The 17,802-nt window shown below is 75.0% G+C and carries 19 protein-coding genes; 11 read left to right on the forward strand and 8 right to left on the reverse strand.

Going from position 1 to position 17,802, the window contains the following annotated elements; all coding sequences use genetic code 11:
* Nucleotides 1–39 precede the first annotated feature (39 nt).
* Nucleotides 40–861, reverse strand: a complete 822-nt coding sequence (locus F7P10_RS28555) for a helix-turn-helix domain-containing protein (protein ID WP_151013898.1) — start codon at nt 859–861, stop codon at nt 40–42.
* A gap of 85 nt (nt 862–946) precedes the next feature.
* On the opposite strand from F7P10_RS28555, the gene F7P10_RS28560 reads away from it, so the two are divergent.
* The gene (locus tag F7P10_RS28560; protein WP_151013900.1) at nt 947–1,864 is read left to right on the forward strand and encodes an SDR family NAD(P)-dependent oxidoreductase; all 918 of its coding nucleotides are present in this window, start codon (nt 947–949) and stop codon (nt 1,862–1,864) included.
* A gap of 49 nt (nt 1,865–1,913) precedes the next feature.
* Here F7P10_RS28560 and F7P10_RS28565 read toward each other — a convergent pair whose 3' ends face one another.
* Nucleotides 1,914–2,402 (reverse strand): N-acetyltransferase, encoded by a 489-nt coding sequence (locus F7P10_RS28565; RefSeq protein WP_151013902.1) that lies wholly within the window; start codon nt 2,400–2,402, stop codon nt 1,914–1,916.
* Between the two features lie 261 nt (nt 2,403–2,663).
* Between F7P10_RS28565 and F7P10_RS28570 the strand changes: the two genes are divergently transcribed.
* Together F7P10_RS28570 and F7P10_RS28575 are read left to right on the forward strand one after the other, a co-directional pair.
* Complete coding sequence (locus tag F7P10_RS28570; protein WP_151013904.1) at nt 2,664–4,949, forward strand: molybdopterin cofactor-binding domain-containing protein; 2,286 nt, start codon at nt 2,664–2,666, stop codon at nt 4,947–4,949.
* An 11-nt stretch (nt 4,950–4,960) separates the two neighbouring features.
* On the forward strand, nt 4,961–5,437 hold the full coding sequence (locus tag F7P10_RS28575) for a (2Fe-2S)-binding protein (RefSeq protein WP_151013906.1): 477 nt from the start codon (nt 4,961–4,963) through the stop codon (nt 5,435–5,437).
* Nucleotides 5,438–5,439: 2 nt separating this feature from the next.
* Here F7P10_RS28575 and F7P10_RS28580 read toward each other — a convergent pair whose 3' ends face one another.
* Together F7P10_RS28580 and F7P10_RS28585 are read right to left on the reverse strand one after the other, a co-directional pair.
* Complete coding sequence (locus tag F7P10_RS28580; RefSeq protein WP_176611689.1) at nt 5,440–6,351, reverse strand: TIGR03854 family LLM class F420-dependent oxidoreductase; 912 nt, start codon at nt 6,349–6,351, stop codon at nt 5,440–5,442.
* 52 nt (nt 6,352–6,403) lie between these two features.
* On the reverse strand, nt 6,404–6,958 hold the full coding sequence (locus F7P10_RS28585; RefSeq protein WP_151018349.1) for a TetR/AcrR family transcriptional regulator: 555 nt from the start codon (nt 6,956–6,958) through the stop codon (nt 6,404–6,406).
* A gap of 85 nt (nt 6,959–7,043) precedes the next feature.
* On the opposite strand from F7P10_RS28585, the gene F7P10_RS28590 reads away from it, so the two are divergent.
* The 3 genes from F7P10_RS28590 (at nt 7,044) to F7P10_RS28600 (ending at nt 10,846) form a co-directional block, all read left to right on the forward strand.
* Nucleotides 7,044–7,985 (forward strand): oxidoreductase, encoded by a 942-nt coding sequence (locus tag F7P10_RS28590; protein ID WP_151013910.1) that lies wholly within the window; start codon nt 7,044–7,046, stop codon nt 7,983–7,985.
* 60 nt (nt 7,986–8,045) lie between these two features.
* Complete coding sequence (locus F7P10_RS28595; protein ID WP_151013912.1) at nt 8,046–10,238, forward strand: MMPL family transporter; 2,193 nt, start codon at nt 8,046–8,048, stop codon at nt 10,236–10,238.
* A gap of 74 nt (nt 10,239–10,312) precedes the next feature.
* Nucleotides 10,313–10,846 carry a sugar O-acetyltransferase gene (locus F7P10_RS28600; RefSeq protein ID WP_151018350.1) on the forward strand — a complete coding sequence of 178 codons (534 nt, stop codon included), beginning with the start codon at nt 10,313–10,315 and terminating at the stop codon, nt 10,844–10,846.
* Nucleotides 10,847–10,856: 10 nt separating this feature from the next.
* Here F7P10_RS28600 and F7P10_RS28605 read toward each other — a convergent pair whose 3' ends face one another.
* Nucleotides 10,857–11,399 (reverse strand): hypothetical protein, encoded by a 543-nt coding sequence (locus F7P10_RS28605; RefSeq protein ID WP_151013914.1) that lies wholly within the window; start codon nt 11,397–11,399, stop codon nt 10,857–10,859.
* A gap of 149 nt (nt 11,400–11,548) precedes the next feature.
* Between F7P10_RS28605 and F7P10_RS28610 the strand changes: the two genes are divergently transcribed.
* Nucleotides 11,549–12,478: an ankyrin repeat domain-containing protein gene (locus tag F7P10_RS28610; RefSeq protein WP_254716072.1), complete on the forward strand. Its 930-nt coding sequence runs from the start codon at nt 11,549–11,551 to the stop codon at nt 12,476–12,478.
* Between the two features lie 54 nt (nt 12,479–12,532).
* On the opposite strand, the gene F7P10_RS28615 is transcribed toward F7P10_RS28610, so the two are convergent.
* On the reverse strand, nt 12,533–12,931 hold the full coding sequence (locus tag F7P10_RS28615) for a hypothetical protein (protein ID WP_151013918.1): 399 nt from the start codon (nt 12,929–12,931) through the stop codon (nt 12,533–12,535).
* 23 nt (nt 12,932–12,954) lie between these two features.
* On the reverse strand, nt 12,955–14,031 hold the full coding sequence (locus F7P10_RS28620) for a YeiH family protein (protein WP_218040168.1): 1,077 nt from the start codon (nt 14,029–14,031) through the stop codon (nt 12,955–12,957).
* Nucleotides 14,032–14,086: 55 nt separating this feature from the next.
* Between F7P10_RS28620 and F7P10_RS28625 the strand changes: the two genes are divergently transcribed.
* Both F7P10_RS28625 and F7P10_RS28630 read left to right on the forward strand, forming a co-directional pair.
* The gene (locus F7P10_RS28625) at nt 14,087–14,998 is read left to right on the forward strand and encodes a LysR family transcriptional regulator (protein ID WP_151013920.1); all 912 of its coding nucleotides are present in this window, start codon (nt 14,087–14,089) and stop codon (nt 14,996–14,998) included.
* A 30-nt stretch (nt 14,999–15,028) separates the two neighbouring features.
* Nucleotides 15,029–15,475, forward strand: coding sequence for a hypothetical protein (locus F7P10_RS28630; protein WP_151013922.1), 447 nt, complete (start codon nt 15,029–15,031; stop codon nt 15,473–15,475).
* A 10-nt stretch (nt 15,476–15,485) separates the two neighbouring features.
* Here the strand turns inward: F7P10_RS28630 and F7P10_RS28635 are convergent, their stop codons facing one another.
* The gene (locus F7P10_RS28635; RefSeq protein WP_151013925.1) at nt 15,486–16,238 is read right to left on the reverse strand and encodes a bifunctional 2-polyprenyl-6-hydroxyphenol methylase/3-demethylubiquinol 3-O-methyltransferase UbiG; all 753 of its coding nucleotides are present in this window, start codon (nt 16,236–16,238) and stop codon (nt 15,486–15,488) included.
* An 80-nt stretch (nt 16,239–16,318) separates the two neighbouring features.
* On the opposite strand from F7P10_RS28635, the gene F7P10_RS28640 reads away from it, so the two are divergent.
* Nucleotides 16,319–16,846 (forward strand): helix-turn-helix domain-containing protein, encoded by a 528-nt coding sequence (locus tag F7P10_RS28640; RefSeq protein ID WP_151013927.1) that lies wholly within the window; start codon nt 16,319–16,321, stop codon nt 16,844–16,846.
* Between the two features lie 147 nt (nt 16,847–16,993).
* Nucleotides 16,994–17,689 (forward strand): DedA family protein, encoded by a 696-nt coding sequence (locus F7P10_RS28645; protein WP_254716073.1) that lies wholly within the window; start codon nt 16,994–16,996, stop codon nt 17,687–17,689.
* Nucleotides 17,690–17,802: the final 113 nt, after the last annotated feature.

Genomic DNA, 17,802 nt, shown 5'->3' on the forward strand with positions numbered 1-17,802 from the left:
AACCCGGGCGGACGGTCATCCCGTTCGCCGGGAACGGGGTCACTCGTGGGTGACGCGGAGGCGGGCGAGTCTGGCCGCGTCCTCGGTGTCCGGGCGGGCGGTGTAGACGATGATCCGGAGGTTCGAGTCCAGGGTCGTGAGGACGTCGCAGTCGAGGGTGATCAGGCCGACCGACGGGCTGTCGATCGTCTTGCGCTCCGGGTCGCGCGGCGCGATCGTGAAGTCGTCCCACCGGTCCGCGAACGCCGGGCTGGATTCGCGGAGGTCGGCGACGAGTGCCGCGAGGTCGCGGTCGTCCGGGTAGTCCGCGCGGGCGCGGCGGAGGTCGGCGGCGAGGTGCCGACCGAACCGGTCGTGCTCCTCGGCGGTGTGCACGACGGGGTTCGGGGCGCCGGTGAAGTGCCGCCACACCAGGTTGCCGGAGCGGGCGGACGTCCCGGTGACGCCGAGGAGCGCGCGCCACGGCGGGTTCGCGCGGACGAGGTCCCAGCTCGCGGTGAAGACGGCGACCGGGGTGTCGGCGAGCCGCTCGAGGATGCGGGCGGTGCCGGGACCGATGTGCCGGGGGACGACGCCGGCGGCGGGCGGCCGGGCGCCGGCGGCGCGGTAGAGCACGTCGCGTTCGGCGGCCGAGAGGCGCAGGGCGCGGGCGAGCGCCGCGAGCACCTGCGTCGAGGGGTTGCGGGCGCGGCCCTGCTCGAGCCGGACGAGGTAGTCCACCGAGACCCCGGCGAGTGCGGCGAGTTCCTCTCGGCGCAGCCCGGAGGTACGCCGGAGTCCGGCGTCGGGGAACCCGACGTCGGACGGGTGCACGCGGCCACGCCACGAGCGGAGCGCGCGGGCGAGTTCGGCGGTCGCCATGCCCCCAGGATCGCACCCCGCCCCGCGAGCCGGGTGGTACCGCCGGTACCTGGGACCTTCGGCCGCCGTGCCGGAGGGTGGGGGCATGCCAACGAACGAAAGAAGCGGCGAACTCGCGGTCGTGACCGGCGCCAGCGGCGGGATCGGGGAGCAGATCGCGGCCGGTCTCGCCCGCACCGGCGCGACGGTCGTCCTCGTCGCCCGCGACCGCACCCGGCTGGACCTCGCGCGGGACCGCATCCGCCGGGCCGTCCCGGGCGCCGACCTGGAGACCGAGGCGGTCGACCTCTCGAACCTCGCCGGGGTGGGGGCGCTCGCGGACCGGCTCGGCGAGCGCGCGCCGTCGGTCGTCGTGAGCAACGCGGCGGTCATCGCGCCCCTCGACGACCGGACGCCCGACGGGATGCACCGGTCGCTCGTCACGAACCACCTCGCCCCGTACCTGCTGCTGCGCCGCCTCGCCGAACGCCCCACGGACGCGCCGCGCCGGTTCGTCGTCGTCGGCGCGTCCCCGACCGGCCTCGCGCGCACCCCGGTCGACCTGGACGACCTCGACCCGCGGTCCGGCCGCGGCCTCGGCTGGCCGCCCAGTTTTCGCCCGTTCGTCGCCTACGCGCGGACCAAGAACATGAACGCGATGTTCGTCTACGCGCTGGCGTCCAGGCTCGCCGGCACGGCCACGACCGTGAACGGCGCCCATCCGGGGATCATCAGGGGCGACCTCGGCCGGGACACGCGCGGCGCGCTGAAGGCGTTCGGCGCGCTCTGCGGCGTGTTGGCGGCCGACACCGTCACCGGCGCCGACACCCCGGTGTGGCTGGCGACGTCCCGCGAGGCCGAGGGCGTGACGGGCGAGTTCTTCGTCAAGCGCCGAGCCGTCCGGACCGCCCCGCACACCACCGACCCCGAGCGGGTCGAACGCCTGTGGCGCGAGAGCGCCCGCCTCGTCGGCCTCCCCGCCGAGCACGTCCCGTCCCCTGGACCGCACCCGACCGGATCGTGAAGCGCGACGATCTCGCACGCCGACCGATCCGAGGCGACGGACGGTCGCCTCAGGCGAGGTCTTTGCGCATGACCGTGCACACCGTCTCGTAACGGCGGACCGATCCGTCCGGGCCGGACTCGTCCCACGACTCCGGGCGGCGGTCGAACGCGACGTAGCCCAGGCGGTCGTAGAGGGCTCGCGCGCGGGGGTTGCTCTCCTCCACGCTCAGTTCGGCCCACCGAAGGCCGCGATCCCTCACCCGCCGCTCGGCGGCGTGCACCAGGAAGGTACCGATCCCGCACGAGTGCAACGCGGGGTGAACGGCGAGCTGCCACAGGGTGCCGGCGCCTTCCCGGGCCCGGTAGTCAACACCGCCGATCGCCACGGGCAGGTCCGAGGGCGGGCAGATCGCGAGGTAGTCGACCTCACCGAGCCGGGCCCGGTGCAACTGCCGCGCGACGGAGGCGAGATGCGGGGCGGAACCCGCCCACTCGCACGACACCAGGTCATCGGGCGTCAGGTCGCGGGCCGACAGTTCCAGCACCACACTGGCCATCCGTGCTCCTCGTCGACCGGTCACGGGTTCCGGCGGTCGTCCGGGCGCGGACGGTGGTGTCCGCGCGTGTCCGCGACCTTACTGATCACGGACGAACCGGGCGCGGTGAGGCCGCCGATCCGGTTGTACGGGGACTCCTATTGGCGAACCGCCAATAGGGTCTTCCGGGGGTGCTCTCCGGTGTGTCATGCTGCCCAACGTGCGTAAGTAGACAGTTACGTTCGATCGATCGCACCTCGGCGCGGGTGCCGGGAGGGCACTATGGAGCACGAACCGGGCGAGGGGCTGCGGCGCCGGAGGTTCCTCGGCTATCTGGTCGCGGCGCCGACGCTGGCGGTGGCCGTGCAGGTCACCGGGGAGCGGACCGCGGCGGCGGGCCCGACCCCGAAGCAGCCCGAGGAGATCTTCGACGTCGGCGACCTGGTGAAGCTCGCGGCGGCGCCGACGTCCGGGCTGGTCGCCGTGCAGGTGCACGAGGACGGGACGGCGTCGTTCGCGGTGCCCCGCGCGGAGGTCGGGCAGGGCATCACCACGACCGTCGCGATGCTGATCGCCGAGGAGCTGGACCTGCCGCTGGAGAAGGTCGCGGTGACCCTCTCCGACGCCCGGCCCGAGCTGCTGTTCAACCAGTTCACCGGCGGCTCCACGTCCGTCCGCTCGCTCTACGGGCCGGTGCGGACGGCCGCGGCGATCGCGCGGGAGCGGCTGGTGGCCACCGCCGCGCGGGCCTGGAACGTGGACGCCGCCGGGCTGACCACCGAGAACGGCGCGGTGCTGGGCGGTGGGAAGCGCGCGACCTACGGGGCGCTGGCGAAGGCTGCGGCGGTCGCGCGCACCACGCGGGCGTCGGCGTCGCCGAAGGACCCGTCCCGGTTCGCCCTCGTGGGCCGCCCGGCGAACCGCGTGGACGCACTCGCCGCCGTGACGGGACGCAAGAAGTTCGCCATGGACCTGGACGTCCCGGACGCGCTGCCCACGATGGTGCGGCGCGCCCCGACGATCGACGGCACGGTGGACTCGGTGGGCAACGCGGCGGCCGTGGCGGGGATGCCGGGCATCACCGACGTCGCGGTGCTGGAGCACGGGGTGGCCGTGCGCGGACGGACGTTCGGGCAGTGCATCGACGCGCTGCGGGCGCTCGAGGTGACGTGGCGTCCGGGCCCGGTGGCGGGGGAGTCGGACGACACGGTGCTGGGCAAGCTGCGCCGGAGGGTGCCGCGGGTGAGCAGTCCGCCGCTGTTCAGCAAGGCGATCGACGCCGAGTTCACGTTCATGTTCGCCAGCAACTCGCCGCTGGAACCGGACGTCGCGGTCGCCGACGTCCGGGACGACGGCGCCGAGGTCTGGTCGAGCCTGAAGGTGCCCGGCGACGCGCAGGCGGAGATCGCCAAGCGGCTGGGCCTGCGGGTGTCGGCGGTGAAGGTGCACGTGGTGGAGGGCGGCGGCTCGTTCGGGCGGCACCTGCACCCCGACGCGGCCCTGGAGGCGGCGGAGATCTCCAGGAAGATGGGCAAGCCGGTCAAGCTGTCGTGGTCGCGGACGGACAGCGTCCGGCAGGGGCGCGCGCATCCGATGTGCGTGTCCCGCGTGCGCGCCGCCCACCGCGGCGGCGACGTGGTGAGCTACGAGCAGCGGCACGTGAGCACCGAGACCAGCTTCAGCCACGGGTTCGGCGACATGGTCACCGCCAACGTCGCCGACATCCCGATCGTCGTCAACGACGCCATCGCGCAGGTCTTCTTCCACCTGAGCCAGTCGTCGCCCTACAAGTTCGGCCGGACCAAGCAGACGCTGACCGAGGTACCGCTGAAGTTCAAGACCGGCAGCATGCGCAACGTGTACTCGCCGAACGTCGTGTGCGCGCGGGAACTCGTCGTGGACCGGCTCGCCGCCGAGCTGGACAAGGACCCCCTCCAGTTCCGCCGCGAGTTCCTGGACGACGCGAAGCTGCGAGCCGTCCTGGACAGGGCGGCCTCCGAAGGCGAATGGGGACGGTCGCTGCCCGCGGGCGTCGCGCAGGGCGTCGGCCTCGCCGGTGAGTACCGGTCGGCGTGCGCGGTGCTCGTCGAGGTGGACTGCCGCCCCGAGACCGTGCACCGCCCGATCCGCAACGGCGTCACGGGCCCCCGCGTGACCCGCGCGACGATCGTGGTGGACGCGGGCCTGCCGATCAACCCGCGCGGGCTGGACGCCCAGATGATCGGCGGGCTGAACGACGGCATCGCGATGGCGTTCACGTCCAGCCTGCACATCAAGGACGGCATCCCGCTCGAAGGCAGCTGGGACAACTACTTCTACACGCGCCAGTGGAACACGCCCCTGGAGACGCGCGTGGTCGTCATGCCGCCCAGCGGCGACGAGCCCGGCGGCGCCGGAGAGCTGGCGGTCGCTCCGGCCCTGGCGGCCGTGGCCTGCGCGTACGCCCGCGCCACCGGGACGATGCCGACGCGGTTCCCCATCAACCACGCGACGCTCGGCTTCGAGCCCCTGCCCCTGCAGCCGTCCACCCCGCAGTCCCCGGTCGACGGCCTGGACCGCGCGTTCTAGAGGAGTCCGACGTGCCGAACCACACCTTCAGGCTCAACGGCGAGCAGATCACCGTCGAGGCCGAGGACGACGTGCGCCTGCTGTGGGTGCTGCGCGACCTGCTCGGGGTCACCGGCCCCAAGTACGGCTGCGGCATCGGCGTCTGCCAGGCGTGCACCTCCCACGTCAACGGCAAGGCGGTCAACGTCTGCTCGGTGCCGGTCTCCCGGATCGGCCCGGACGACGAGGTCGTCACCATCGAGGGCCTGCCCGCCACCGTGGGCCGCGACCTGCACCCCATGCAGGAGGCCTGGCTGGAACACGACGTCGCCCAGTGCGGCTACTGCCAGCCGGGGCAGATCATGTCCGCGGTGGCCAAGGTCCGCCAGGCCCGCGCCGAGGGGCGCGACGTCACCGACGCCGACCTGGACGAACTCCGCAACATCTGCCGCTGCGGCACCTACGCCCGGATCCGCGACGCCATCAGGACCGGCGCCGAGAACATGTGACGTCAGTTCTCGAGCGGGAGCAGCTCGGCGGCGAAGGCGTCGAGGAAGTCCCGGCGGGACGCCACCCGGCCCGCCGGGCGCACGACGAACTTCGACAGGCCCGCGTCCACGAACCGGCGGACGTGGTCGCGGGCGCCGTCCCACCCCCGGCACAGCAGGTCGCGGGGGTCGTCCACGTCAGGCCGGTCCTTGCGGAGCCGCGCCAGCAGCGCGTCGACCGTCCGCTCCTCGGTGCCGTCCTGGACGACCGTGAGGTAGGTGCCGTAGTGGTCGTCCTCGATCGTCCGCCCGGCCCGCTCGGCGGCGGCCACGATCCGGGCCCGGCACGCGTCGGCGTCGGCCGGGGTGACGGACGCGCCGAGCCAGCCGTCGCCGAGCCGTCCGATCCGGTCCATGGCGGCGGGGATCCGGCCGCCCAGCCACAGGTCCAGCGGCTTGGCGGGCAGCGGCGCGACCGACGCCTCGTCCAGGTGGAAGTACCGGCCGTGGTGGGTGACGACCGGTTCGGTGAGCAGCGCCCGCACCACCCGCAGGGCCTCCTCGAACACCTCCGCGCGGGGCCCGTCCGGGACGGGGAAGGCGGGACGGTCGGCGCGCCGCGCGGGCCGGACGCCGAAGACCGGCAGGACGCGCCGGGGCGCGAGCGCCGCGAGCCCGGCGAGCTGCGCCGCGACGACCGCCGGGTTGCGGCCCGGCAGCACCAGCACGCCCGTCCCCAGCTTGAGCCGCTCGGTGCGGCCCAGGGCGTAGGCCATGCCGATCAGCGGATCGACCGAGTCGGGCGCGGACACCAGGTCCGACAGCCACAGCGAGTCGATCCTGCGCGCCTCCAGGTCGGCCGCCAGGCCGGCGAGCCCGGGCTCGTCCCGCGCGCCGCGTTCGGGCACGTCCCCCACACCGATGCGGATCTTCACCCGGCCATCAGATCCCCGCACGCGCCCGCCGTCAAGGGGCGGTCGAGGCCGGTCAGGGCGCGGTTCCCGTGGTGAGGCCGCGCAGGGCCAGTTCGACCCAGCGGCGGCGGGCCGGCTCGGGGACGTCGTCGTCCGGCAGGGTGCTCATCAGCAGCACGACGTCGCCGACGGTGACGTCGGGGCGCAGGGTGCCCTCCCGCTGACCCGCCGCGACGATCCGGGCCAGCCCGCCGAGGGCGCGTTCCTCCAGGTCGGGACGGTCGGCCATGCCGAGGTTGCGCAGGGCGGCCTTCACCCCCCGGTCCTGGCCGGCGGCGTCGGCGGCCCATTCGAACAGGGTGGTCAGCTCGGCGACGGCCGCGCCGCCCGCGTCGACGCGCTCGACGGCGCCGTCCAGCGCCTCGAACATCCGGGCGGACATCTCGTCGACGATCGCGCCGACCAGGTCGGCCTTGGTGGGGAAGTGCCGGTAGAGGGTGCCCACGGCCACCCCCGCCTCGCGCGCGATGTCGTCCATCCCGGCCCGCTCGCCGCGGGCGGCGATCAGCGTGCGCGCGGCGCGCAGGATGTTGGCCCGGTTCCGGGCGGCATCGGCGCGCAGCCCCATGGAACTCACCGTCCCTTCACGGTCGCACTCAACATGAGCTATGGTTCACCATAGATGGTGAACCGAGGTTCATGTTAGGAGCGCCATGCCCGAATGGAGCCCGACCGGCATGCCCGCCCTCGACGGCCGCACCGCCGTCGTGACCGGTGCCAACACCGGCATCGGACGGGCCGTCGCCGAGGCGCTGGCCCGGCGCGGCGCCCGGGTGGTGATGGCCTGCCGGGACCGCGCGAAGGCCGAGGCCGCGCGCCGCGCGATGCTGGACGGCACCGGCCTCGACCCCGACCGGCTCGCCGTCCGGCACCTGGACCTGGGGGATCTGTCCGGGGTCGCCCGGTTCGCCGGGGAGTTCCTCGGTGCCGCGGACCGGCTCGACCTGCTCGTCAACAACGCGGGGCTGGCGTTCGTCGACCGGAGCCGCACCGCGGACGGCTTCGAGACCCACTTCGGCGTGAACCATCTCGGGCACCTGGCGCTCACCTTGCGCCTGCTGCCCGCACTCGTCGCGACGCCGCACTCCCGCGTCGTCACGGTCACCAGCGTCGGGCACCGGCTGGGCCGCATCCGGCTCGCCGACCCGTGCTTCGCCGAGGGAGGCTACGGCCGCACCCGCGCGTACACGCAATCCAAGCTGGCCAACGTGCTGTTCACCGCCGAACTGGCGCGGCGGCTGGACGGCGCCGGGCACGGCACCCGCGCGCTGTCGGCCGACCCCGGCGGCGCCCGCACCGAGCTGGGCACCAAGCAGAACGGCGGCGTGATGCGCGCGGTGGCCCCGCTCTCGCGGCTCGTCCCGTCGCAACCGCCCGCGGGCGGCGCCCTGCCGATCCTGCGCGCGGCGACCGACCCGGCGGCCCGCAACGGCGACCTGTACGCGCCCCGCCGCGGCATGCGCGGGGAACCGGCGCGGCGGGAGCCGGGCGCGCGGGCCCGCGACCGCGAGATGGCCGAGCTGCTGTGGCATCTGTCGCTGGAGATGACCGGCCTGGAGGAGCCCGCCGAACTCGCCCCGACCAGGACCCGCTGACCCCTTCCCTAAAGCCCTTCGAAAGCAATGCTCGCTTTCGCATGCCCAAAAGAGGAGAACATGTCCGCTCTCGCGCGCTGGTGCTACCGGCGGCGGCTCGCCGTCGTCCTGTTCTGGCTTGCGGTGCTCGCCGGGTTGGGCGTCGCGTCCCAGTCGGTCGGCACCTCCTACAGCACCGACCTCGCCCTCCCCGGAACCGAGTCCAGGACGGCGCTGGAACTGCTCCAGCGGACCTCGCCCGCCGAGTCCGGCTCCACCGCAACCGTGGTGTGGCAGGCGGAACGCGGGTCCGTGCGGGACGCCGCCGTCCGGCAGGAGATGACCGCCGCCCTCGACCGGATCGCCGGGCTCCCCGGCGTCGGCGACGTGCGCGGCCCGTACGCGCCCGAGGGGGCCGGGCAGGTGAGCCGGGACGGCCGCACCGCCTACGCCCACGTCGCGTTCGGCGCGCAGACTGAGGCGCTCGACCCCGACGACGTCCAGCGCGTCGTCGACACGGCCCGGGAGGGGGCGGCCGACGGGGTCCGCGTCGAACTCGGCGGCCCGGCCGTCACGCGGATCAGCGAGCCCGGCACGCACACCGCCGAACTGATCGGCGTCATCGCGGCGGCCGTCGTGCTGTTCCTGGCGTTCGGATCGCTGCTCGCCATGGCCGTCCCCCTCGTCACCGCCATCGCCGGGATCGGCACCGCGATCCTGACGATGGGGCTGCTCAGCAACGCCTTCACGCTCGCCGACCTGTCGCCCACCCTGGGCACGCTGATCGGGCTCGGCGTCGGCATCGACTACGCCCTGTTCATCGTCACGCGGCACCGCGCCGGGCTGAAGGCGGGACGCGGCGTGGAGGAGTCGATCGTCGCGGCCGTGCACACGTCCGGACGGGCGGTGCTGTTCGCGGCCGGGACCGTCGTGGTGTCCCTGCTCGGCATGCTCGTCCTCGGGCTCTCCTTCCTGAACGGCGTCGCGATCACCGCGGCGATGACCGTCGGGCTCACCGCCGTCGCGTCCGTCACGCTGCTCCCGGCGCTGCTCGGCCTCCTCGGGACGCGCACCCTGAGCAGGCGGGAACGGCGCGCCCTCGCCGCGCACGGCCCCGTCGCCGAGGACGGCGCGACCGGGCTGTGGGCGCGCTGGGCGGCCACCGTGCGGCGGCGTCCCCGGGCGCTGTCCGCCGTGGCGCTGCTCGTCATGGTCGTGCTGACCGTCCCGGTCTTCGGGATGCGGCTCGGCTCGTCCGACCAGGGCAACGACCCCGAGTCCAGCACGACCCGCGCGGCCTACGACCTGCTGGCCGAAGGGTTCGGGCCCGGCTTCAACGGGCCGCTCTACCTGGTCGCGGAGGTGCCGGGCGCGGCCGAGCGGGCGGCGCTCGGCGCGCTCGCCGACCGGGTGCGCGGCGCCGAGGGGGTGGCGGGCGTCACCGCCCTGCCGATCCCGGACGGCGCGGCCGTCGGCGTCGTCGAGGTCGTCCCGGACAGCTCGCCGCAGTCCCCGCGGACGTCCGAACTGATCGAGCGGCTGCGCGCGGACGAGGTCCCGGCCGCCGAGGACGGCACCGGCCTGCGCGTGCACGTGGGCGGCGAGACCGCCGTCAACGACGACTTCGCCGACGTGCTCGCGGGCCGGATGCCGCTGTTCGTCGGGGTGATCGTCGCCCTCGGCTTCCTCCTGCTGCTCGCCGCGTTCCGCAGCCTGCTCGTCCCGGCGACGGCCGCGGTGATGAACCTGTTCGCGGCGGGCGCCTCGATCGGCGTGATCGTCGCCCTCTTCCAGTGGGGGTGGGCCTCGGAGCCGCTGGGCCTCGGCACCGGCCCGGTGGAGACGTTCCTGCCCGTGCTGATGCTGCCCGTCCTGTTCGGCCTCTCCATGGACTACCAGGTGTTCCTCGTCAGCCGGATGCACGAGGAGTGGACGCGGCACCGCGACAACGGGCGCGCCGTCATCGTCGGGCAGGCCGCCACCGGACGCGTCATCACCGCCGCCGCCGCGATCATGATCGCGGTGTTCGGCGCGTTCATGCTGGGCGGCGAGCGGGTGCTCGCCGAGTTCGGCGCCGGCCTCGCCGCCGCCGTCGCCCTGGACGCGTTCATCCTGCGCACCGTGCTCGTCCCCGCCGTGATGCACCTGTTCGGCCCCGCCAACTGGTGGCTGCCGCGATGGCTGGACGCGCGCCTGCCGCACCTGTCGATCGACCCGCCCGCCGCCCCGGCCGCCGCACCCCGCAAGGAGGTCGAGCCGCAGGCACAGAGCTGACCGGGTGTCCCGTGCGTAGGCTCGGCGGCGTGACCGACTTCTTCGCGGGGGACACCCGCACCAACCGTGAACGGATGCTGGCCGGTGACCCGTACATCGCCGACGATCCGGACCTGGAGGCCGCGTCCAAGCGCGCGATCGCCCTGGCCCACCGGTACGGGGAGGTGTACGTCACCGACCAGGACGCCGCCCGCCCCATCCTCGAGGACCTGCTCGGGTCGATCGCCCCCGGCGCGCACATCCGGCCGCCGCTGTACGTCGACTACGGCTCCCACATCACCGTCGGCTCCGGCACCTTCGCGAACTACGGGCTGACCGCGCTGGACGTCGCGCCGATCACGATCGGCGACGACGTCCAGATCGGCCCGAACGTCCAGCTCCTCACCCCCACGCACCCGCTCGACCCCGAGCGGCGGCGCGCCAAGATCGAGGGCGCCGAACCGATCGTCATCGGGGACAACGTGTGGCTCGGCGGCGGCGCGATCGTCCTCGCCGGGGTGACCATCGGCGCGAACAGCGTCATCGGCGCCGGCTCGGTCGTCACGAAGGACGTCCCGCCGGACGTCGTGGCGGTGGGCACCCCGGCCCGGGTGATCCGCTCCCTGTGACCCGGGGAGGTCACCCCCGGAAGGCGCGCCCGTCCGCGCCGAGCGCCTCGCGGAGGATCCGCACGGCCTTCGGGCCGACCCCGTGCATCGCCCGCAGCTCGGCCTCGGTCAGCTCGGCGACCCGGGCGAGCGTGGTGACCCCGGCGGCGGCGAGCGCCCGCGTGGCGGGCCGTCCGATCGTCCCGGGCAGGTCGCCGACGCCGCCGGCCGCCGCCGCGTCCGCGGCGGCGGCCCGCGCCGCGAGCCCCTCCGGGGCCGCCGCGAGCCAGGCGCGCCGCACCCAGTGGTTGAGCCGCTGCCCACCGATGTCCCCGAGCGCCACGCGGGCGCCGACGGTCCTCCCGTCACGCGTCAGCGGCTCGGCGCCCGGCTGCCCGGCGAGGAACTCGTCCGCCTCCCCCTCGGGCAGGTGCAGCAGCGCGCCGCCTTCCCCGTCCGCCGAGGCGAAGCGCGTGCCGTGCACCGTGAACACCGCCGTGCCGGAGCGGCCGCCCTCCTCGCCGGTCTCCGGGAGGGACAGCGCGGTCTTCCGTAGCTGGGCGAACGTCGTCACGAGACCCCCTTCGGTCACACGGTACGACCACTCGCAGAGGCGGAACTCATCGCCCGCGACTGTCGGTGCCGTCCGCCAGACTCGCCTCGGACGAGAGGAGAGCGGCGATGACGGCGTGGCCGGACCCCTGGGCAAGGGAGTGGACGGACGTGGACAAGGTACGGGCGGAACTCGACGCCGGGGCCGATCCCCTCGGGGACCTCGGGTACTACGGCAAGGCGCTGCACGTCGCGGCGGAGAGGGGCTCTCCCGAGGTCGTCGCGGAACTCGCCCGGCGCGCGGCGGACGTCGACGCCGAGGTCCACGGGCGCACCGCTCTGTGGGTGGCGGTGTGCCATCGCCGCCCGGACATGGCCCGCGTGCTGGTCGAGGCGGGCGCCGATCCATGGCGGCCGATGATGGGCGGCTGGTCACCCGGACGGCTCAGCCTCGCGGGCCCGACGCCGGACCTGTTCGACGTCCCGGCGGACGAGCCGGGCCTCACGGAGGACGAGGCCGTGCTGGTCTCGATCGCCCCGCGGCTGAACGAGCTGTTCGCCCCCGGAGCCGACGAAGGCGCGGGCCTGGCGTGCGTCACCGGCATCGATGCGGACGAGGCCGTGCGGCGGCTCGACGGCGTCCTGCTCGACGCTCGCCAGGTCGACACGGCAGAGGACGACATGGACGACGACATGGACATCGTCGGAGTCACCGACGTTCCGGGCGGCTGCGTCGTCGTCCAGCCCTGGGGTTACGCCCCGCAGATGACGGGCGTCGTCGGGCGCCTCTCGGCGGGCACCGTCGCCTACGGGATGTACGCCAACCCCAAGAGCGGCGGCCAGGGAATCCTTGCCGAAGAAGGCGTCATCGTCGGGTCGGACCTGTCCCCCGGGGGGCCCGACTTCGGCGTGACCTCCCGCGATGTCCTCGCGGCCTACCTGACGCCGGACAGGCCCGTGGCCCACTGCTTCGTGCATACCGGCCTCACCCCGGCCGACGCACGGGCGATCGAAGGGCCGCCCGACGTCTGGATACGCCTGCCCGCGCGCGACTGGTGGGAGTGGTCGGCCTGGGGGGACGGCCGCAGGTGGCCGGCTTAGAGGGCGCCGCCGCGCGGGAGCGGCCATGGACGGATCCGTCCGCCGCCGATCGGGCTACCGGGGCAGGGTGTCGCCGACGGCCGCGAGGAGCTCGATCGGGAACTCGGGGTCGGCCTGGCCGACGGCGAGGCCGAACCACCGGGCGGGGGCCGGACGCCACAGGAGCATCGTCGTCGTGAGCTGGCAGAGCTCGTCGATGGGTTCGGGGGCCGGGTCCTCGGCGAACAGGTAGGGGCTCAGATCGAACGGTTCGGGGCCGCCCCAGCGTTGGGAGAGGGCGGCGGCGAGGGCGTCGTGCAGGGCGTCGATCTCGGCCTGGGCGGGCTCGACGACCTCCGGGCCGCGCTCGTCCCAGAAGTCCCGCGTCCGGTGCAGGACGTGCACGTGTCCCTGGGAGCCCTCCGGGATGGGGCGGGCCAGCAGGTCGTCGATGATGGCGAGCCGGTCGTCCATGCCGGGAGCCTAGCCGCGCGCGGCTAGGCTCCGGCGACGGTCAGGGCGGTGAGGGAGACGGTGCTCACCAGCAGCGTCGACAGGGCGCCGAGCGCGAGGCCGCGCCGTCCCGTCCGCAGGAGGGTCCGGACGCGCACGGACGAGCCGAGCCCGAACATCGCGGCGGCCAGCAGCACCGTCGAAACGTCCCGCGCGCCCGTCAGGACGGCCTCGGGCACGGTGTTCGTGCTGCGCAGGAGCATCGCCAGCAGGAAGCCGACGACGAACAGCGGCACGATCGGGGGGCGCGGGCCCGCCGCGTCCCCGGGCCGCCGTTCGAGGGCGCCCATCCCCGCGACCATCGGCGCCAGCAGCACCACGCGGGTCAGCTTCACGATGACGGCCGTCCCCACGGCCGCCGCACCGGCCGGGGACGCCGCCGCCACCACCTGCGCGACCTCGTGGACGCTCAGCCCGGCCCACATCCCGAGCGCCTCCCCGTCCAGGCCGAAGACCCGCGTGCCGAGGAACGGGACGAGCGCGATCGCCGCGCTCCCGTAGATCGTCACGAGCGTGACGGCCGTCGCGACGTCCTCCCGGTCGCGGCGCGCGACGCCGTCCATCGCGGCGATCGCCGACGCCCCGCAGATCGAGAATCCCGTCGCGACCATCAGCCCGAGGCCCCGCGAGACCCCGAGCAGCCGTCCGAGCGCGATCGTCCCGGCGAAGCCGGCCGCCACGGTGACGACCACGGCCGCGAGCGTCCCCGGCCCCAGCCGCAGCACCTCACCGAGGCTGAGCTGCAGCCCGAGGAGCACCACCCCGACCCTGAGGAACGTCCGGGTGGTCCACGCCAGGCCGTCCGCCGTCGCCGCGGGCAGCGCGCCCCCCATCAGGACCCCCAGCAGCACCGCGACGGTCAGGGCGCTCAGCGCGGGCACGAACCCGCTGACGACCGTCGCCGCGCCCGCAGCGGTCACCGCGACCGAGACGCCGGGCCCGGCCGAGGCCCACCAGCCCCGCACGCGTCCCCCGGCGGCGCGCACGGGATCCGCGTCCGGCGCTTCGGGACGTTCGGGTCCGGCGTGAGCGTGCTCGGGGTTCATGCTCCGAGCCTTCATCCGTCCGGAGGATCCCGGTACCGGGCGGTTCGGCCTCACGTCATAGCCTGAGGGCATGACCGCGCCGCCCGACGTCGAATCGCTGCGGCTGCTCGTCCTGGTCGCCGAGCGGGGCAGCCTCACCGCCGCGGCCGCCGAGCTGCGGATCAGCCAGCCGTCCGCCAGCAAGCGGCTGTCCCGGCTCGAACGGCGGCTCGGCCTGCACCTCGTCGACCGCACCCGGCGCGGCTCCGCCCTCACCCCCGCCGGACGGGTCGTGACCGGGTGGGCCCGGCGGGTGCTGGACGATCTCACCGCGCTCACCGACGGCGCCGAGGCGCTCCGCCGGGAACGCACCGGCCGGCTCACGGTCGCGGCGAGCCTCACCGTCGCCGAGCACCTGCTGCCCGCGTGGATCGGTGAACTCCGCCGCGACGACCCCGACCTGCACGTGGGCATGCAGGTGACGAACTCGTCCCGGGTCTGCGAACTCGCGCGGCACGGCGACGTCGACATCGGCTTCATCGAGTCGCCCGGCCGTCCGTCCGGGCTGCGCAGCCGGGCCGTCGCGGGCGACCGGCTGGTCCTCGTCGCGCCGCCCGGTCACCGCTGGACGCGGCGCGGCCGTCCCGTGCCGCCCGCCGAGGTCGCCGCCACCCCGCTGATCAGCCGCGAGGCGGGGTCGGGCACCCGGGAGGCCGCCGCCCAGGCGATGGCCGCCCGCGGCCTCGAGCTCGCCCCGCCGCTGCTCGAACTCGGCTCCGGCACGGCCGTCCGCAACGCGGTGGCCGCCGGTGCCGGGCCCGCCCTGATCAGCGAGCTCGTCGTGGGCCCCGACCTGGCCGCCGGGACCCTCGCCGAGATCCCCATCGAGGGCATGGCGGTGGAACGCTCCCTGCGCGCCGTCTGGCGGACCGGCACCACCCCCGCCGGCCCCGCCGCGGCGCTGCTGGCCCGCGCCGGCCGCCGCCCCGCCGCCGGAACCTGAGCGTCGGCCCCGTATGCCAGGATCGCGCCCATGGTGTTCTGCGACTACTTCGCGGCCCCCGACGACCTCGCGGCCGTCGCCGTCCTGGACGAACCGGGCGGCCCGGGCGCCGCGGCGTTCGACGCCGTCCCGCTGAAGGGCGTCGACCCGGTCGTCGTCATCGCGCGGCTGGAGGCGATCCTGACCGGCTGCACCTACGGCGAGGCGGCGGAGCGCCCGCGCTCGGGGACGCTGCTCTCCCCACCGGACGCGGAGAGCGCGTTCGTCGTGGCCGTCACCGACACCCTGCGGGACGCGCTGGCGTCCGCCGCCGAGGCCGCCCTGCGGGAAGCCGGACCGGCCTGGGCCGGGACGGACGAGATGCGGGCCGACGGGGTCTCGGCCGAGGGAGCGACCGAGGCGGCGATGCTCCTCGCGGACCTGGCCCGGCGCGCGACGTCGAACGGCATGCGCCTGTACTGCTGGTGGGCGCTCTGACCGGCCCCGATCAGGGCTTGCGGGCGTGGCCTAGGTAGGTGACGACGGGCGGGCCGTCCGGGTCCAGGACGAACCCGGCCATCGGCGCGACGTCGTCGTCGCCGATCTCGCCGCGGCGGCGGGCGCGCACCGCCGCGACCAGGCCCGCGATGCTCGCGGGCTTGAAGCCGCAGACGTCCGCGGGCCGCAGGCCGTGCCGGGACAGGGCGGCGGCGACCTCGGACGGGCGCCGCAGCCGGTCGCTCGCGTAGCGTCCGGCCGGCATGATCCGGGTCCACGGGAGCCGCTGGAAGGCGCCCAGGTAGACGAGCTTCGCGGGGACGGTCCGGTTGACGGTGTCGTAGGCGAGGGCGCCGCCGGGCCGGACGGCTCGGGCGGCGCGCTCCACCACGCGGTCCAGGTCGCCGGTGATCTCGAAGGTGTCGGCGACGTACACGAGGTCGAACGAGCCGGGCGGCACGTCGGCGTCCTCGGCGCGGGCGGTGCGGTGCTCGACGGCCAGGTCCTCGGTGGCCGCGGCGTCCCTCGCCATCCGGGTCGCGGCCGGTGACGGGTCGAGCGCCGTCACGTCCAGCCCGGCCCGCGCGAGCCCGCGCGGCAGCACGCCGGTGCCGCCGCCCAGGACGAGCGCGCGCCCCTCGGCGAGCCCGTGCTTCGCGAGGTACTCCATGCGCACGTCCTGGAAGGCGACGGCGCGCAGGCGGCGCCCGTCGATGGCTCCCGGGCGGGGCGAGTCGAGTTCGATGAGCGGTGCGGTTCGCATGCCGGACGTCCTCCCGATCGGCGAGTTCCCTAAGAATACCGACTGAGTTCCCTGAGGGAACTTCGGGTACCCTGCCGGGCATGACCCGCACCCCGCTGTCCGACGCGGCCTGCTCGATCGCGCGCGCGACCGACCTGTTCGGGGACGCCTGGACGGCGCTGATCATGCGCGACGTGCTCGCCGGGATCACCCGGTTCGACGACCTGGCCCGCGATCTCGGCATCTCCCGCAAGGTCCTCGCCGCCCGGCTCGCCCGCCTGGTGGACGAGGACGTCCTGGTCCGCGAGCCGTACCAGGAGCACCCGCCGCGCGTGCACTACCGGCCGACCGACAAGGGCAGGGAGCTCTACCCCGTCCTGCTCGCGCTGATGAGCTGGGGCGACCGCTGGTACGCGGGGGAGGCGGGACCGCCCGCGCGCGTCCGGCACCGCGACTGCGGGCACGACACCACGCCCGTCCTGGCGTGCGCCCACTGCGGGGAGCCGCTCACCGTGGACAACACCGACCAGCGCCCCGGCCCCGGCGGCCGCGTCGGCCCGGCGACCCGCGTCCTCGGCCCGCTCCTGCAGGCCCGCGAGCGCGGCGAGGGGCACCCGTCCCAGGGATGATCCGGCCGCGCCGGGCTCTGGTCCCTCGGCATGACCCGGCCCCGCCTTTGGTCGGTGTCCCGACAGGTGGATCAGCCTTTCGGCCGAGAACGAACCTCATCATCCCGGCCGATTCGGACAGGCTCGTCCGCGCGGACGATGGGGAGAATGGAGTGGGTCACTGAGGCGGTCCGGGGGCTGAGCGACCTGCCCTTCCCATTGCTGCTGGCGGTGGCGGGGGTGCTGGCGTTCGCCGAGTCCGGCCTGGGCGTCGGGTCGGTCGTGCCGGGGGAGACGGCCGTGGTGATCCTCGGCGCCGCCGCCGCCGACCCCGTCCGCTACCCGGCGATGCTCCTCGTCGTCGCACTGGGCGTGACGGCGGGCGACCACGTCGGGTACTGGCTGGGACGCACGAACGGCGAGCGGATGCGGGAGACGCGCGCCGTGCGCCGGCTCGGCGTCCGGCACTGGGACCGCGCGACGGCGGCCCTGCGCCGGCACGGCGCGGCGGCCGTGTTCGTCACCCGGCTCGTCCCGGTCGTGCGGACGCTGACGCCCGCCGCCGCCGGGGTCGCGAACGTCCCGTACCGCCGCTTCCTGCTCGCCTCGCTCTCCGGTTCGCTCCTGTGGGCGGCGGTGTTCGTCAGCATCGGCGCTTTCGCGGGCGCGTCCGCGTCCCGTCTCGAGCAGCTCCTCGGCTGGGGCGCCTGGATCGTGTTCGGCCTCGCGGCGGCCGTGGCCGCCGCGGTGGCCGTCGTCCGCCGCCGGACCCGCTCGTCCCGCGCCGTCACCGCCGAGGCCGGGGAGCCCGCCGAACCGGACGTCCAGGTCGAGGGCCGCTGCTCGGACGCCACGCCCGCCTGAGGTGACAACCCCGTAGCCCACGGGTGCGCTTGCCCGGACCGGTCGGTCATAGAGCCATCGCGAACGCGCAGCGTAGCTTCTCCGTTGCACGTGGTGATGCGACGGGAGGCGAC

The sequence above is a fragment of the Actinomadura sp. WMMB 499 genome (assembly GCF_008824145.1).
Taxonomy (GTDB): Bacteria; Actinomycetota; Actinomycetes; order Streptosporangiales; family Streptosporangiaceae; genus Spirillospora.